General features: G+C 63.6%; 16 protein-coding genes. 2 read left to right on the top strand and 14 right to left on the bottom strand.

Features of this window, described 5'->3' with window-relative positions:
• Nucleotides 1–17 precede the first annotated feature (17 nt).
• The 4 genes from BLT66_RS00655 to BLT66_RS00640 form a co-directional block, all read right to left on the bottom strand.
• A complete protein-coding gene (locus tag BLT66_RS00655; RefSeq protein ID WP_092754444.1) occupies nt 18–1,019 on the bottom strand; it encodes an ABC transporter ATP-binding protein in 1,002 nt (333 codons plus the stop codon).
• An 18-nt stretch (nt 1,020–1,037) separates the two neighbouring features.
• Complete coding sequence (locus BLT66_RS00650) at nt 1,038–2,102, bottom strand: carbohydrate ABC transporter permease (protein ID WP_092754442.1); 1,065 nt, start codon at nt 2,100–2,102, stop codon at nt 1,038–1,040.
• Between the two features lie 10 nt (nt 2,103–2,112).
• Complete coding sequence (locus tag BLT66_RS00645) at nt 2,113–3,102, bottom strand: carbohydrate ABC transporter permease (protein WP_092754439.1); 990 nt, start codon at nt 3,100–3,102, stop codon at nt 2,113–2,115.
• A 174-nt stretch (nt 3,103–3,276) separates the two neighbouring features.
• A complete protein-coding gene (locus BLT66_RS00640; protein ID WP_176954932.1) occupies nt 3,277–4,548 on the bottom strand; it encodes an ABC transporter substrate-binding protein in 1,272 nt (423 codons plus the stop codon).
• Between the two features lie 270 nt (nt 4,549–4,818).
• Here BLT66_RS00640 and BLT66_RS00635 point away from each other — a divergent pair, with 270 nt between their 5' ends.
• Nucleotides 4,819–5,838 (top strand): LacI family DNA-binding transcriptional regulator, encoded by a 1,020-nt coding sequence (locus BLT66_RS00635; protein ID WP_092756949.1) that lies wholly within the window; start codon nt 4,819–4,821, stop codon nt 5,836–5,838.
• 160 nt (nt 5,839–5,998) lie between these two features.
• Here the strand turns inward: BLT66_RS00635 and BLT66_RS00630 are convergent, their stop codons facing one another.
• From BLT66_RS00630 to mltG, 6 genes are read right to left on the bottom strand one after another with little or no spacing between them, the layout of a single operon-like run.
• A complete protein-coding gene (locus tag BLT66_RS00630) occupies nt 5,999–6,658 on the bottom strand; it encodes an ankyrin repeat domain-containing protein (protein WP_092754436.1) in 660 nt (219 codons plus the stop codon).
• Nucleotides 6,655–7,449: a TatD family hydrolase gene (locus BLT66_RS00625; RefSeq protein WP_092754432.1), complete on the bottom strand. Its 795-nt coding sequence runs from the start codon at nt 7,447–7,449 to the stop codon at nt 6,655–6,657. The genes BLT66_RS00630 and BLT66_RS00625 overlap by 4 nt, the downstream gene beginning before the upstream one ends.
• Before the next feature lie 35 nt (nt 7,450–7,484).
• Nucleotides 7,485–7,844, bottom strand: a complete 360-nt coding sequence (locus BLT66_RS00620) for a PilZ domain-containing protein (RefSeq protein ID WP_092754429.1) — start codon at nt 7,842–7,844, stop codon at nt 7,485–7,487.
• A 20-nt stretch (nt 7,845–7,864) separates the two neighbouring features.
• Nucleotides 7,865–8,878 (bottom strand): hypothetical protein, encoded by a 1,014-nt coding sequence (locus tag BLT66_RS00615; protein WP_092754426.1) that lies wholly within the window; start codon nt 8,876–8,878, stop codon nt 7,865–7,867.
• The gene (tmk, locus tag BLT66_RS00610) at nt 8,875–9,528 is read right to left on the bottom strand and encodes a dTMP kinase (protein WP_092754423.1); all 654 of its coding nucleotides are present in this window, start codon (nt 9,526–9,528) and stop codon (nt 8,875–8,877) included. The genes BLT66_RS00615 and tmk overlap by 4 nt, the downstream gene beginning before the upstream one ends.
• Nucleotides 9,525–10,508: an endolytic transglycosylase MltG gene (gene mltG / locus BLT66_RS00605; protein WP_092754420.1), complete on the bottom strand. Its 984-nt coding sequence runs from the start codon at nt 10,506–10,508 to the stop codon at nt 9,525–9,527. Before mltG ends, tmk begins: the two co-directional genes overlap by 4 nt.
• A 47-nt stretch (nt 10,509–10,555) precedes the next feature.
• On the opposite strand from mltG, the gene BLT66_RS00600 reads away from it, so the two are divergent.
• The gene (locus BLT66_RS00600; protein WP_092754417.1) at nt 10,556–11,461 is read left to right on the top strand and encodes a CAF17-like 4Fe-4S cluster assembly/insertion protein YgfZ; all 906 of its coding nucleotides are present in this window, start codon (nt 10,556–10,558) and stop codon (nt 11,459–11,461) included.
• On the opposite strand, the gene BLT66_RS00595 is transcribed toward BLT66_RS00600, so the two are convergent.
• The 4 genes from BLT66_RS00595 to BLT66_RS00580 all read right to left on the bottom strand — a co-directional run bounded on the left by BLT66_RS00595 (nt 11,447) and on the right by BLT66_RS00580 (nt 16,161).
• The gene (locus tag BLT66_RS00595; RefSeq protein WP_092754414.1) at nt 11,447–11,884 is read right to left on the bottom strand and encodes a GNAT family N-acetyltransferase; all 438 of its coding nucleotides are present in this window, start codon (nt 11,882–11,884) and stop codon (nt 11,447–11,449) included. The two genes, BLT66_RS00600 and BLT66_RS00595, sit on opposite strands and share 15 nt — an antisense overlap.
• Nucleotides 11,881–12,810, bottom strand: a complete 930-nt coding sequence (locus BLT66_RS00590; RefSeq protein ID WP_255406707.1) for an alpha/beta hydrolase — start codon at nt 12,808–12,810, stop codon at nt 11,881–11,883. Before BLT66_RS00590 ends, BLT66_RS00595 begins: the two co-directional genes overlap by 4 nt.
• Nucleotides 12,811–12,888: 78 nt before the next feature.
• Nucleotides 12,889–13,713: an HDOD domain-containing protein gene (locus BLT66_RS00585; RefSeq protein WP_092754408.1), complete on the bottom strand. Its 825-nt coding sequence runs from the start codon at nt 13,711–13,713 to the stop codon at nt 12,889–12,891.
• 90 nt (nt 13,714–13,803) lie between these two features.
• Entirely contained in the window at nt 13,804–16,161 is a 2,358-nt protein-coding gene (locus BLT66_RS00580; RefSeq protein ID WP_092754404.1) for a Tex family protein, read from the bottom strand.
• Nucleotides 16,162–16,180 lie beyond the last annotated feature (19 nt).

Below are 16,180 nucleotides of genomic sequence, written 5' to 3'. Positions count from 1 at the left end.
TGAAAGGGGAGAGGGGTTTACAACCGCAGGCCGTTGGAGTCAAAGCAGTGCAGCTGCTCCTGCGGTGCGCTGACACGCACGGTGTCGCCACGCTGGATGCTTGTCTGGCCATTCAAGATCAGCTCGAAAGGCGCATCGGGCACCACATGCCCATGCAGGATGCTCGTGCTGCCCAGCTGTTCCACCTGCTTGATCTTCAGCTGCAGCGGCCCGTTGTCGGACAGCTGCGCGTGTTCGGGTCGGATGCCCACAGTGTGTGTGCCGGGCAGGGCGCTGGGGAATTCCGCCGCGGGTACAAAGTTCATACGAGGGCTGCCGATGAAGCCAGCCACGAACTGGTTGCACGGCTGGTTGTACAGTTCCAGCGGTGAGCCAACCTGCTCGATGCGGCCAGCGCGCAGTACCACGATCTTGTCGGCCATGGTCATGGCCTCGACCTGGTCGTGGGTGACGTAGATCATGGTGGCGCCCAGGCGGGCGTGCAGATCGCGGATCTCAGCGCGCATCGAGACACGCAGCTCGGCATCCAGGTTGCTTAAGGGCTCATCGAACAAGAACAGCTTGGGTTCGCGCACGATGGAGCGGCCGATGGCTACGCGCTGGCGCTGGCCGCCCGAGAGCTGCGTAGGCTTGCGCTGCAACAGCGGGCCCAGTTGCAGCATGGTGGCGGCGGCCGTGACCTTGCTTTCGATCACCGATTTGGCGACACCCAGGTTTTCCAGGCCGAAGGCCATGTTGTCGTAGACGCTCATGTGCGGATACAGCGCATACGACTGGAACACCATGGAGCAACCGCGGTGTGCGGCCGTGACGTCGTTGACGCGCTGGCCGTCGATACGGATATCGCCGCTGGTAGCAGGCTCCAGGCCGGAGATGATGCGCAACAGGGTGGATTTGCCACAACCCGATGGGCCGACAAACACCACAAATTCACCGTCGGAAACGGCCAGTTCCACACCATGGATGATGGTGGTCTTGTCAAAGCTTTTGACGACGTTGGAGAGTTCAAGAGTAGCCATGGGAGATTCCTAGACGGGTTACTTCACACCGGCGCTGGCGATGCCGGTGGCGATGTATTTCTGCAAAAAGGTAAAGACCAGGCTGATCGGTATCAGCGTGATGACGGTCATGGCCAGCAGGTAGTGCCATTGGGTGTTCAGTTCGCCCTGGAAGGCGTTGAGCGCGAGCTGCAGGGTGAATTTCTCCGACTTGGACAGCACGATCAGCGGCCACAGGAAGTCGTTCCAGCGCCACATGAACGAGAAGATGGCCAACACCGCCATGGCCGGAGCCGACAGCGGCAGGATGATCTTCCAGTAGATGCGCCACTCGCTGGCGTTGTCCATGCGCGCGGCTTCCAGCAGCTCGTCGGGAATGGTCAGCATGTACTGGCGCAGCAGGAACACACCGGTGGGCGTGGCCACCGCCGGCAGGATCACGCCCCACAGGTTGTTCAACAGGTTCAGCTCCGAGATCACCAGGAAAGCCGGCACCAGGATGATGGTGGGCGGAATCATCAGCGTGGCGATGATCAGCACGAACACCGTCTTCTGCCCGGTGAACTGGTACTTGGACAAGGCAAACGCCGCCATCGAGTTGAACAGCAGCGTGAGAATGGTGGCCACCACGGTGATGAACACGCTGTTCCACAGGTAGGTGCCAAAGGCAAACTTGCCGAACAATTCTGTGTAGTTGCCGCTGGCGAACTTGAGCTCATTCACTGGCTGGCGGTCATTGATGTTGATGCGTATCTCGGTTCTGTCGCTCTCTGGCGCGGCCGGGTCGACCATGGTGGCGACCAAGCCGATGCGGCGCACCTGGGCCAGCTCGCGGGTCTGGCCCTGCGCGTCTTTGGCGCGGAACAGCGGCAATGGTTTGTCGAAGCCAGCCACCACCACTTCCTTCTGGCTGTATGGCAGAAAGGTCGGCGGGAACTGGCTGATTGCGCTTTCGGTCTTGAACGACGACATCACTAGCCAGAGCACCGGGCCGAACATCACGATGAGGCCGGCCAGCAGGTAGGCGTAGGAGACCCAGTCGGTCCAGTGCAGGCCCGAACCGCCATATTTTTTACCCTGGGTACGGGTGAGGAAGTTAGCCATCTCTATGTCCTTATTTCTTGACCTTGCCGGCCTCACCGGCCTTGGACAGGCGCAACTGCATCAGCGTCAGCGCCATCAGTCCCGCCGCCAGGATCAGCGAGGCCGCAGCGGCTAAGCCATACAAATGGATCTGCTCGGCGAAACCGGTCTGGTAGATGTACTGCACGATGAAGGTGGTGGCCGAGCCCGGGCCACCGCCGGTAAGCACGAACACCTCGTCGAAGCTCTGCACCGCGCGGATCATCACCAGCACCAGCACCACGATCAGGTTGGGCATAAGCAGCGGCAAGGTGATGCGGCGCAGCACACGGAACGGCGGCGCGGCGTCCATCTCGGCGGCCTCGTACACGTCTTTGGGAATGGCTTGCAGGCCGGCCAACAGGATCAGGGTGTAGAAACCCATGTGGGCCCAAATCGACACCACCACCACCCAGAAGAAGGCCCAATGCCGGTCCAGCAGCCAGTCCATCGGCTGCGAGCCCATGGCCACCAGGCCGGCATTGAATACGCCCTGGCTTTGCAGCAGCCACTTCCAGATCAGCGCCACCACCACCGGCGACAGCAGCACCGGGTAGAAGAACACGCCGCGCCAGAAGCCGCGGCCGATGATCTTGCGGTTCAGCACCAAGGCCGTGACCAGCGAGAAGAACAGCATCAACGCCACCTGGATGACACTGAACTTCATGGTGTTGAAGATGGAGCGCCAGAAGATGTCGGTGCGGCAGCTTTGCAGGTCGGTGTAGTCGCGGCATTCGAGCAGGATGGAGAAGTTCTCCAGCCCGGTGAACGGCCGCTGTGTCGGCAGCAGATTCACCCCGCCCGTCACCGCGTAGACCAGGTTGATGGCTATCGGCAGGAAGGTAAAGATGCCAATCACCACCAGGTTGGGGCCGACAAACAACCAACCTATGCGGGAGGCCCCCAGCCATTTCTGGCCCAACCGGAACACCGGCTCAAACAGATTGAAGAACAAGCCCAAAAGGCGCAGGAACACAGACATATCTTTCCTCTCCAGCGGCCCGCGCAGACGCAGGCATCTACCCGCCGCCGCAGCGGCGGCAGGGGATTGGCTAGTCAAATTACTACAGATTTAATAGCGGCTTGCGCACTATCTATATGCGCTGGAGGCCGAAAAGACCATTAATCAGCGCAGAATGGCCGCTTACTTTTCGGCTTACTTTTCGGCTTGTTTGACAGCCTCTGCCATGTCCGTGCTGATCTTGTTGACGGCTTCGTCCACGCTGATTTCGCCGACGATGGCCTGGGTGACGCGGGTCACGGTGGGCAGCATCAGCGCGCGGTTGTATTTGTAGCCTTGCAGTGCGTAGGCCGCAGGTGCTACGGTCGGCGTGCCGTTGGTGAACACGGTCAGTGCCGCCTTGGCGGCCGGGCCGGCACTGGTGTACGCCAGGCCCCGCTTGGCTACCTCGGCGTGGGCCGGAATGGTGTTGGTGCGCGAGGCGAATTCAGCCACATTGGCTTCCTGCGCCATGAAGTCCAGGAACTGCGCCACTTCCTTGGGTGACTTGGTGGTTTTCAGAGCCACCCAGGCCGAGCCACCGGGCATGCCCGAGCAGGCGGCCGGGCCACAAGGGTTGGGCACCGCCACCCAGTCAAAGGCATTGCCGATTTCCTTTTGCATGCGGTTGATCTGCCAGGAGCCCGACAGAATCATCACCAGCCGTCCGTTCTTGAATTCGCCCACGGTATCGGCATAGCTGGAGCCACCCGAGCCGCCCCAGACGTCCTTCAGCATGGTGCCATCTTTGTGCCAGCCGACGAACTTGGTCACGGCGGTCTTGTAGCCGTCGTCGAGCGCCAGATTGCCCTTGGCGTCGAATATCTTGGCGCCATAGCTGACGGCCGGACCGGCGAAACGATGGCCCGAACGGTCCCAAGCCATGGCGGCTGGGGTCTGGGTGGCTTTTGCCACCTTGCGTGCCGCGTCTGCCCACTCGTCCCAGGTAGCCTTGGGGCCGGGGAGGGGGATCTTGGCCTGCTCGAACAGCGTCTTGTTGACGAAGGGGCCGGTCATGGTGAGCTGCGACAACATGCCGTAGATGCCCTTGTCGCCCGCCTTGTTGCGCATCCAGGGCAGGGTGCTGCCAAAGTTAGCTTCCCAGTATTTGCGGTCTTTCAGGTAGGGGCCGATGTCGATGTAGTTCTTCGACAGGCCACCGATTTCGGCCACGCGGGCAATGTCCGGGCCTTGCCCGGCAGCCAGCTGGATAGGCAGCTGTTCCACCACCGTCTTGTAGGGCACGATGTCCAGGGCCACTTTGGCACCGGGGTTTTGTTTCTCGTAGCGCTTGATCAGGTCGGCGGTCACGTCGCATTCGATGCCGTCCTGGTAGCACATCACACGGATATCGGCGAGTGTGGCGGTGGCCAGGCCCATCAGTCCGGCGCCGATGGCCAGGTTCAGAAATTTGGATTGGAACTTCATTTGTCTCTGCTTTCTTGGGTGGTTTTTCTCCGGTGCGGTAGCCAGCCCGAGCCGGACCATCGCTCGGTGAAAAGCGCGTTTTTCGCTATTTTCACCGCCTGTGAATTATTATGGCAAACGTTTGCCAAAAATACCAAGGATTTCCGGGTACGCTCGGGAAAACCCTGATTAGGCCGCTCGAAGAAGGGCGCAGCGCCAGGGCTGCGACAATGACCGACGGAAAAAATGACGCCTGAAGCGGTTGTGCTGAATAGGGAGATCAAGGAAAACATGACAGACGAAAGTCGCCCAGGCGTAGGCCCGGTATCGCTTGCCACTGTCGCCGCGCAGGCCGGCGTTTCGATTGCCACCGTGTCGCGCATCGTCAACGGCGAAACCCGTCGCGCCTCGGCGGAAACGGTGGAGCGCGTCCGGCAAGCCATCAAAGCCGTGGGCTACCATCCCAACCAGCTAGGGCGGGCGTTGCGCAACCGCGAAAGCCGCTTGGTTGCAATGCTGGCAGCCAACCTCGACAACCCCGTGATGGCCACCATCGCCGCCTCTACCGAAGCGGCGCTGCGGCAGGCCGGCTACGTGATGATTCTTTGCGACACACATGACCGCGCAGACCTGCAAGACGACTACCTGAACGCGATGCGCTCACAGGTAGTGCAGGGCTATGTGATGGTCGCCAGCCAACCCAGCCCCGGGCTGCGCGACTTCGTGGAGCGCGGCGCGCCCATGGTCTTTGTCAGCCGACGCAGCCCGTTTGGCGAATGCTCGTTTGTCGGTCCCGACAACATCGCCGCAGGCGCCGCTGCCGCCGACTATCTGCTGGACCGCGGCATGGAGGAACCGGCCGTGGTCTACCCATCACGGGAATCGTCCACCACACGCGAGCGGGTAAAAGGTTTTTGCGACCGAGTCATCGCCAGAGGCATCCCGGCCGACCGCATCCGGCGGGCCGATGGGCCGGGGATATCGCATCTGGAGATCGGCTACGCGGCAGCCCAGCATTTCTCGGCACCCCATGCGTGGCCCCGTGGTGCCATGTGCATCAGCGACCAGGTCGCCTATGGTGTCCACAGATTGGCCCGCGAGAGCGGAGTGCAGGTTCCCCATGATTGTGAAATTGTGGGCATTGATGGCAGTCCTCTCAACGCCTGGCTAGCACCCTGGCTAACGTCGGTCGAAATTCCGCATCCCGAATTTGGCCCCAGCATCGTAGAGCTGCTGGTCAGCCTCTGGGGCGGTGAACCGCCGCGGGAACATTTGATGCCGCATCGGGTAGCAGTTGCGCTGGAAAGATAGTGGAGGCCAAAGCATTGACACAGTTAGCTTCAAGAACAAACCCAACGGCCTTGCTTCATCAATCTATTTATTAACATAATATACATCGTATGAAGTAATTGACTTGCCAAGCACACCGAAATTGGCAGGTCTTCAGGCCAGCCATCCAAGGTTCCGGCCGCTACCAAGTCCCCTTAGGCCGCTGGGTGCGCATGGCGGCGGTCAAGGCTTCTACGGCATCGGGTCGGCTGGCATTCTGTGCAAAGTCCAAGGCCGTCAGGCCGCGCTGGTTCTTGAGCGTCGCGTCGGCGCCTTCTTCCAGCAGCAGTTTAACGGCGGCTGTGGTGCCGTACTGGGCGGCCATCATCAAGGGTGTGGTGGCATTGGGCGATGCGGCGTCGATGTAGGCACTGTTTTCCAGCAGCAGCCGGATCACCTCGATATGCCCGCGCGTCGCGGCGTAATGCAATGGCGTCCAGCCTGTCTTGTTGACGTCGGCACCTTTGGCGATCAGCTTTTGGCAGATTTCCAACTCGCCGGCCAAAGCGGCAATCATCAGCGGGCTCTCGTCTTTGGCGGTGCGGGTCTCTACCTCGATCTTGGGCCAGTCCAGCAAAGTGTTGGCAGCTTTCAGGGATTCGCTTTTCAGCGCCAGGTACAAGCCCGACTGGCCTTGCTCGTCGCTGGTATTGCCGTCGAAACCGCGCTTGAGCAGGTTTTGGATAGTGCCCGCGTTGTCTCTTTTGATGGCAATGAAAAAGTCTTCAAAAGAACCCGCATGCGCCAGATTAAATCCAGCTAGAACAACTAGATAGACAATTTTCTTAAAGTGAAGTCTCATGCCAAAACTCCGTTGAATAGACGGTCAAAATTGGCGCTGGTTTTGTGGGCAATCTCTTCCACGCTGGTGTTTTTCAGTTGCGCAATCTGCTGGGCCACAAAGGGTACGTAGGACGGATTATTGGTTTTGCCTCGGTACGGCACGGGCGCCAAATACGGGCTGTCGGTCTCTATCAGCAGTCGGTCCATGGGCACAAAAGCCGCTACATCGCGGATGTCCTGGGCATTCTTGAAGGTCAGAATGCCGGAAAACGAGATGTAAAAACCCAGGTCCAGCGCCGCCCTGGCCACCGCCGCAGTTTCGGTAAAGCAATGGAATACGCCGCCGGCAGAGCCCGCCGAGCCATCTTCGCCCTCTTCCTTCAAGATGGCTATGGTGTCGTCCGATGCGCTGCGGGTGTGGATCACCAGCGGCTTGGCCACCTGGCGCGCGGCGCGGATATGGGTGCGAAAGCGCGTGCGCTGCCATTCCATATCGGCCACGCTGCGATCACCCAGGCGGTAGTAGTCGAGCCCGGTTTCGCCGATGCCGACCACACGGGGCAGCGCCGAGCGTTGCAGTAGGTCGTCCAGGCTGGGCTCCTGCACATCTTCGTTATCGGGATGTACACCGACGGTAGCCCAGAAGTTGTCGTAGCCGGTGGCCAGGGCGTGCACGTCGCCAAATTCCTCCAGCGTGGTGCAGATGCACAAGGCACGGTCTACGTGGGCGGCCGCCATGGCGGTGCGGATGGCGGGCAGCTGCGCGACCAGGTCGGGCATGCTGAGATGACAATGGGAATCGGTGAACATAGCAACCGCTCAATAGCGGCGAAAGCAGTAAAAAATCAGATCGTTTGCGTTGGCCGGTCAGAGGCCAGATGGGCACCCAAAATCTCTTCGATCTTGAGCTTCAGCAAACGGGCTTTTTCCTCTTTGGGAAACTGGATGCCCACGCCCTGGGTGCGGTTGCCAGCAGCGCGTGCCGGTGTGACCCAGGCGACGCGGCCGGCGACCGGATAGCGTTGCGGATCGTCGGGCAGCGACAACAGCACGTACACATCGTCGCCCAGCTGGTAGTCGCGCACGGTTGGAATGAACATGCCGCCATCGGCAAAGATCGGAATGTAAGCGGCATACAGTGCGCCTTTTTCCTTGATGGCTAACTGGATGACGCTGGGGCGGGGCGAGGCGTTGTTACTGCTCATTGGCACGTACCATGAAAGCGTTAAAGACGCGAGTTTAGGGCGTTTTGCGCGCGGCCCACCAGCGATTCCAGCAGCAAACCTGCATTAAATGGGTGTTCGACGACACGCGCAGTGGCATTCAGGTCTTTCGCCCACTGGGTCAGCGCCGCCAGCGATGGTGCGGTTGGCAGGTCGGCCGCCGCATAGAAGCGCGGCGTAGCGCCTACACGCACCAGCTGGAGGTCGTGGCAAAGCTTTTGCAGCGCGTCGACTACCTGCGCCGGCCCCCAGTCGGCAAACACATTCAATGCGCCCTGCACCACCGCGCGCGGCACGGCCGACCAGCTTTGCGCCGTCCGTCCAGCCCGCGCCCATTGCAATGCATCCTCGGGCCGGCTACCGGCCGCGGCCAGCAAGACGTGGGCATCGGCCGGCGCCACACCTTCGGCGGCCAGCCAGGCGGTGGATTCGGCCGCATCCGGCCAGACCATGTTGTGGCCCATGCAGCGGCTGCGGATGGTCGGCAGCAACTGGTGCGCGGCGCCAGTGGCCAGCACGAACTTCACGTCGCCCGGCGGCTCTTCCAAGGTTTTCAGCAACGCGTTGGCGGTAATGTGGTTCATGCGCTCGGCCGGATAGACCAGCACGGCCTTGCCACGGCCACGGGCGCTGGTGCGCTGCGAGAACTCCACGGCTTCGCGCATCGCCTCGACGCGGATTTCCTTGCTGGCCTTGCGCTTCTTGTCGTCAATGTCGGACTGGGCTTTCTCGCTCAAGGGCCAGCCTTGTTCGATCATCATGGCCTCGGGCATCAGCAGGCACAGGTCCGCGTGGGCATGTACTTCGATCGCATGGCAGCTGCCGCATTGGCAGCAAGCGCCCTGCTCTGTCGGCGCGTCACACAGCCAGGCGCGTACCAGCTCCAGCGCCAGACCATACTGGCCCAGGCCGCTAGGCCCTTGCAGCAGCCAGGCATGGCCGCGCTGGGCCAGCAGGGTGCTGCGTTGCCGCTGTACCCAGGGCGGCAGAACGCCAGTGCTTAGGGCTTCGCTCATGCCTGCTCCAGCCAGTGCCGCTGCACCATCGCGGCGGCAATCTGCTGCCAGACCGCCTCGCGGCTAACGGCGGCGTCGATGCGCGCAAACCGCTGGGGTGCCTGGGCCGCGCGCTTGGCGTAGCCCTCGGCCACCCGGCGGAAGAATTCGGCGGGCTGCGACTCAAAACGGTCGGGCACCCTGGCAGTAGCCAGCCGTTCGGCCGCCACTTCAGGCGATAGGTCGAACCACAGGGTGGCATCCGGATTTCGAATGAAATCAGCCCCCAGCGCAGGTATAGCTTGCACCCACAGCTCTAGATTTGATAGCACATCCCAATCGAAGCCGCGGCCGCCACCCTGGTAGGCAAAGGTGGCATCGGTGAAGCGGTCGCAGATCAGCACCTCACCGCGCGCCAGGGCCGGCTCGATCACCTGTTGCAGATGGTCGCGCCGGGCGGCGAACACCAGCAGGGCTTCGGTCAACGGGTCCATGGCGTCGTTCAGCACCAGGGCGCGCAGCTTCTCGGCCAGCGGCGTACCACCGGGCTCGCGGGTCAGCGTGACCGCCCTGCCCTGGGCTCGAAACGCGGCCGCCAGGGCCTCGATGTGGCTGGATTTGCCGGCGCCGTCTATGCCTTCAAAGCTGATAAAAATGCCGGGCTGCTTCATTGCTTGCGTTGGTATTTGTTCACCGCCCGATTGTGCTCTTCGAGGCTGCTGCTGAATTGGCTGCTGCCGTCGCCGCGCGCCACGAAGTACAGGGCCGAGGTGGGGGCCGGCTGCACCGCGGCCAGCAGCGACTGGGTGCCGGGCATGGCGATGGGCGTGGGCGGCAGGCCGGTGCGCAGATAGGTGTTGTAAGGGGTATCGGCCTGCAGATCGCGCTTGCGCAGATTGCCGTCGAAGGCCGCGCCCAGGCCGTAGATTACGGTCGGGTCGGTCTGCAGCGGCATGCCGACGCGCAGTCGGTTGTTGAACACGCCGGCCACCATTGGGCGGTCGCTGGCCTGGCCGGTTTCTTTTTCCACAATGCTGGCCAGGGTCAGGGCCTGCTCGGGGGTTTGTGCCTGGCTGCTGGGCTGGCGCAGCGCCCAGGCGGCGGCCAGTTTCTTGTCCATGGCGTGCATGGCCCGGGTCAGCACCGCGAAATCGCTGCTGCCCTTGGAATAGGTATAGGTGTCGGGGAAGAACCTGCCCTCGGGGTGCACGCCGGGCCGGCCCAGCGCAGCCATCACCGAGCTGTCGCTGAGCGCCGAGCTGTCGGGCTTGAGCTGCTCGGCCTTGGCCAGGGCGGCACGCACCTGGCGGAAGGTCCAGCCCTCGACCAGAGTGACGGCGCGCAAGGCTTCATCGCCGCGCACCAGCTTGCGCAGCAGGCTGATGGGTGTGGTGCCGCTGCTGATTTCATAGCTGCCGGCCTTGATCTGGCGGGCGTCGCCCGAGACCCGGAACCAGGCGTACAGCAGGACTGACGGGGTTTGCACACCGGCATCCGCCACCGCCTGGGCCACGCCGCGGGCGCTGGTGCCGGGCTCAATCGACAGATCCAGCGAGGGCGCAGCCAGCGCCAGCGGCTGGTTTAACCACCACCAGGCCGCACCGCCGCAGAGGCCGGCCAGCACAAGCAAACTTAGAAACAGACGACGCACAACCTTACAGCCTCTACGAAAAATGATGGGGCATGATAATTCAGGCCATGACCTATTCCCTGAACGGCTCTGCCCCCCTCACCACCCTGGGCGTGATCCGCGCCGAAGGCGCCGACGCGGCCAAGTTTTTACACGGCCAGTTGACGCAGGACTTTGCGCTGCTCGGGCAGTCCGAGGCCCGCTTGGCGGCGTTCTGCAATGCCAAGGGCCGCATGCAGGCCAGCTTCATCGGCTTCAAGCGCAGCCCGACCGAAATTCTGCTGATTTGCCACCGTGAGCTGCTGGCGCCAACCTTGAAGCGCCTGAGCATGTTCGTGATGCGCGCCCAGGCCAAGCTCAGCGATGCGACAGCCGACTTCGCCCTGTACGGCCTGGTCGGCGAGGCTGCCGACACGCCGCAGCCCGCCTGGAGCATCGCCACCGCCGGCGACGCAACGACGATTTCGCTGTACCCGGCCGATGGCCAGGCCCGCGCTCTGCGGGTGGCACCGGCCAGTGCCCCTGCACCCACCGGCCCGACGCTGAGCGAAGAGCTCTGGCTGTGGAGCGAGGTGCGCAGCGGCATTGCCACCGTGTCGCAGCCTATCTTCGAAGCCCTGGTGCCGCAGATGCTGAACTACGAGTCGGTCGGCGGTGTGAACTTCAAAAAGGGTTGCTACCCCGGCCAGGAGATCGTGGCGCGCAGCCAGTTCCGCGGCACCTTGAAGCGGCGCGCGGCCATCGTGCATGCCGATGCGGCCCTGATGGCGGGGCAAAAGGTGTTCCACAGCAGCGACACCGAGCAGCCCTGTGGCGTGGTGGTGCAGGCCGCCGCGGCACCCGAAGGCGGCTGGGACGCCATCGTCTCGCTGCAGATTGCCTCCATGCAGGACGGCACGCTGACCGTGGGCAGCGTAGCCGGCCACGCGCTGACCTTGCTACCCCTGCCCTACGAACTGCTAGCCGATATTTAAAAACATCTGGATGTGCGGAATGCCGACCTCGGCATACACCGCACCGCGCGGCGTGAAGCCCAGCCGCTCGTAGAACCCTTGCGCGCTGGTCTGGGCGTGCAGGCAGACCTCAACGTCGCCGCGCTCGCGGGCCGCTTGCACCAGGGCTTCCAGCACCCGCTGACCCAGGTGGCTGCCGCGCAGCGTCTTCAATACCGCCATGCGGCCGATGCGGGCCACCCCGGGCGACTGCGGCAGCAAGCGGCCGGTTGCTACCGGCGCGCCCTGTGCGTCGTAGACCACGGCATGGACGGCATCCTGGTCGGCCACGTCCCATTCCATCTCGGCGGGAATGCCCTGCTCTTGCACGAAAACGGCGTTGCGCACCTGCGATGCGGCGCTGCCCAGGGCGCTCCAGGGGCCGACGGTCAATGTGGTGCTCATAGATCTAATGCTTGTCGTAAGGCCTGGGCCGCGGCCTGGTGGGCCTGGCGGGCTTCGGGGATGGCGCGGCCCATCTTGATGAACTCGTGGGTCACGCCGCGGTAGATTTCCAGGTCGACGGCCACGCCGGCCAGGCGCAGCTTGTCGGCATACATGACGCCTTCGTCGACCAGCGGGTCGCATTCGGCCAGGCCGAACCAGGCCGGGGCCACGCCGTCCACATCGGGCGCGTTCAGCGGCGCAAAGCGCCAGTCCTCGTACTCGGCCGGGTGCCGCAGGTACTGGCCGAAAAAGAAGTCGATGTGCTCGCGCTCCAGCACCAGGCCATGGGCAAAACGGCTGTGCGATGGCGTATCCGCATGGGCTGCGCAGCCCGGGTAGAACAGCAGCTGCAGCGCCAGCGGGATGCCGGCGTCGCGGGCCAGAATGGCGCAGACTGCGGCCAGGGTGCCGCCCGCGCTGTCGCCGCCCACGGCCAGCGGGCCGGCAGCGGGCTGGGTGGCCAGCCAGGCCAGTGCGTCCCAGGCATCGTGCACTGCGGTGGGAAATGTGTGTTCGGGCGCCAGCCGGTAGTCGAGCGAGACCACCGCGCAGCCGCTGAGGCGACTCAGTTCGCGGCACAGCACATCGTGGGTGGCCACGCTGCCCACGGTGAAGCCGCCGCCGTGCAGGTACAGCAGGGTCGGCAGAGCGTCAAACGATGGGGCGTAGCGCCGGGCGTGCAGCGCCGTGCCGTCGCGGGCCGGGATGACAAAGTCTTCGACCCGCGCCAAGGCGGCCTTGGGCACTTCCAGCACGCCGGCGCCCTGCTCGTAGGCATCGCGCGCCTGTTGGGGTGTCAGCAAATGCATGGGCGTGCGCTGGGCCCGCGCCATGCGCTGCAGCACCGAGCGCATTTGCGGGGTTAAAGGCGCATCAGATGGCATAGCAAATTTCTTGAGAATTTCGGGGCTCTGGCGCAGCTAGTATCTGCGCAGGCAGCTATTGAATAAATAGCAAAAAGCTTAAATAAACGCACCCAGCTCGGTCTTGGCCGACCAGTCTATCGGGTCTTGCTGCAGCACCATGTCGATGTCCAGGCCCAGGGCCAGGCCGACCTCGCCGGGATAGCTCACCGCCAGGCCGTTTTCGTCCATATCGATTTCATTGGCCCGGGCGCGCCAGGTGGCCAGGTGCACCAGGCCGGCCAGCGGCTCATAGACCTCGTCGTGGAACGGGTTGATCTGCGACTGCAGCGCGTCGACGATGCGGTCAGGGAACTGCCATTTGCGCGCAAACCCGGCGCCCACCTCGGCATAGCAAAAGCCCAGGCGCTTGTGTTCGATGCGGGCGCGGCGCAGGTCCAGTGGCAGCAGCTGCTGGTTTAGGGCCAGCATGTCTTTCGGCATGCCGATGTGCATCACCAGTTCGCCCACGCAATGCACCAGGCCGGCGGTAAACGCCGTGGCCGGGTTTTGCCGCACCATGCCGGCCAGCGCACGGGTGAGCTTGGCCACGTTCAGGCTGTAGCGCCAGAACTGCTGCAGATTGATGCCCGGTACCGCCTTGAAGCTCAGGCCCAGCGCGGCCGCCTGCGCCAGGCTGCGCAGATGGTCCAGACCCAGAATCGCCAGCGCCTCGGGAATGCTGCTGACCTTGCGCGACAGCTGGAACATGGCGGAATTCGCCAGGGTCAGCAGCCGGGTGGTCAGCACCGGGTCGGTGCCGATCAGCTGGCCCAGCTTGCGCAGGTCGGGCTCGGGCCGGGCCAGTTCGCTCAGCAACAGAGCCACCGACTTCGGGATGCTGGGCAAGGCCGCTTCCGAGGCTAGTAGTTCTTTTAACTCCATGGGGGCGGGTTCCTGGCGTGGGGGATGGGGAATGGTAAGGCAAACGCCGGCCTCAGCCACCCCTGCCCCGCCCATTTCCCCTAAGGATATTTACCGACCGCCTTGCAGCTTGGCAAAGGCGGAGGCCATGGCCGACTGTGGCGCGGGGCTGTTGTCCCGGCGCGGCTGCTGCTGGCCGCGGGCCGCGCCTTCAAAGCGGTTGTCGCGTGGACCATCCCTGCGGGCCGGTGCCGCGTCCAGCTTCATGCTCAAGGCAATCCGCTTGCGCGCCACGTCCACCTCGACCACCCGCACCTTGACGATGTCGCCGGTCTTGACGACCTCGCGCGCATCGTTCGTGAACTTGTGGCTCAGCTGGCTGACATGCACCAGGCCGTCCTGGTGCACGCCCAGGTCGACAAAGGCGCCGAAGGCCGCCACGTTGCTGACCGTGCCTTCAAGCACCATGCCTTCGACCAGGTCCTTGATGTCTTCCACGCCGTCGTTGAAGCGCGCCACCTTGAAGTCCGGGCGCGGGTCGCGGCCAGGTTTCTCCAGTTCACCGATGATGTCCTTGACGGTGATGACACCGAATTTCTCGTTCGCAAACAGCTCGGGACGCAGGGTCTTCAGCATCTCGGCGCGGCCCATCAGCTCGGTCACCGGCTTCTTGGTCACTTCGATGATTTTTTCCACCAGCGGATAGGTTTCGGGGTGCACGCCGGTCATGTCCAGCGGGTTGTCGCCGCCGCGGATGCGCAGGAAGCCCGCACTCTGCTCGAAGGTCTTGGCGCCCAGGCCACTCACGTCCATCAGCTGCTTGCGGTTCTTGAAAGCGCCATTGGCCTCGCGCCAACGCACCACCGCCTTGGCCACCGTCGCCGACAGGCCGGAGACCCGGCTCAGCAGCGGCACGCTGGCGGTGTTCAGGTCCACGCCCACCGAATTCACGCAGTCTTCGACCACGGCTTCCAGGCTGCGCGCCAGGTCGTTCTGGCTCACGTCGTGCTGGTACTGGCCGACGCCTATGGACTTGGGGTCGATCTTCACCAGCTCGGCCAGCGGGTCCTGCAGGCGCCGGGCGATGCTGGCGGCGCCGCGCAGGCTCACGTCCACATCGGGCATTTCCTGGCTGGCGAATTCGCTGGCCGAATACACCGAAGCGCCGGCTTCGCTGACCACCACGCGCTGCATCGCGGTCTTGGGCGGGCTGTTCGGATCGTTGTGCTTTTCCAGCAGCTTCATCAGGTCGGCGGCCAGCTTGTCGGTTTCGCGGCTGGCGGTTCCGTTGCCGATGGCGATCAGGTTCACGCCGTGCTTGATACACAGCTTGCCCAGGGTGTGCAACGAGCCTTCCCAGTCCTTGCGCGGCTCGTGCGGAAAGACGGTGGCGGTTTCCACCAGCTTGCCGGTGGTGTCGACCACGGCCACCTTGACGCCGGTGCGGATGCCGGGGTCGAGCCCCAGCACCACGCGCGGGCCGGCCGGTGCGGCCAGCAGCAGGTCGCGCAGGTTGTCGGCAAACACCTTGATCGCCACCTTTTCGGCGTCTTCGCGCAGCTTGGCGAACAGGTCGCGCTCGGTGGACAGGCTGAGTTTGACCCGCCAGGTCCAGGCCACGCACTTGCGGATCAAATCGTCGGCTGGGCGGCTCTGGTGGCTCCAACCCAGGTGGATGGCGATGCGGCCTTCGGCCAGCGAAGGTTTGCCGGGCTCGGGTTCGACCGGCAGCACCAGCTTGGCGTCCAGGTATTCCAGGCCGCGGCCGCGGAACACGGCCAGCGCGCGGTGCGAGGGCACGCGGCCGATCGGCTCGTCGTAGTCAAAGTAGTCGCGGAACTTGGCGATGTCGGGGTTGTTTTCGTCCTTGCCGGCCGCCAGCTTGCTGCGCAGTAGGCCCTCGTTCCACAGCCAGCCGCGCAGGTTCTGGATCAGCGCGGCGTCTTCGGCCCAGCGCTCGCTGAGGATGTCGCGCACGCCGTCCAGCACCGCCTGCACGCTGGTGAAGTCGTCGCCGTTTTCGCCCTTCTCGGCCTTGACGAAGGCCTGGGCTTCGTCGGCCGGCACTAGCAGTGGATTGGCGAACAGCTTGTCGGCCAGCGGCTCGATGCCGTTTTCACGGGCGATCTGGCCCTTGGTGCGGCGCTTGGTCTTGAACGGCAGGTACAGGTCTTCGAGTTCCTGCTTGGTGGCGGCGGAGAAGATGGCGACACGCAGCGCGTCGGTCATCTTGCCCTGCTCTTCTATGCTTTTCACGATGGCTTCGCGGCGGTCTTCGAGTTCGCGCAGATAGCCGAGGCGGGTTTCCAGCTCGCGCAGCTGGATGTCGTCCAGGCCGCCGGTGACTTCCTTGCGGTAGCGGGCGATGAAGGGCACGGTGGCGCCCCCGTCCAGCAGCTCGACGGCGGAGCGGATTTGTTCTTCTCGGACTTGGATCTCGGTGGCCAGCTGGCGGATGATTTTCTGCATGAACGGGAACTAGTAAGGC

Origin of the sequence: Rhodoferax sp. OV413 (assembly GCF_900104385.1) — a bacterium.
Lineage (GTDB): Bacteria > Pseudomonadota > Gammaproteobacteria > Burkholderiales > Burkholderiaceae_C > Rhodoferax_B.
The sequence above is the reverse complement of the archived record's forward strand: the minus strand, read 5'-3'. Positions and strand labels throughout refer to the sequence as shown.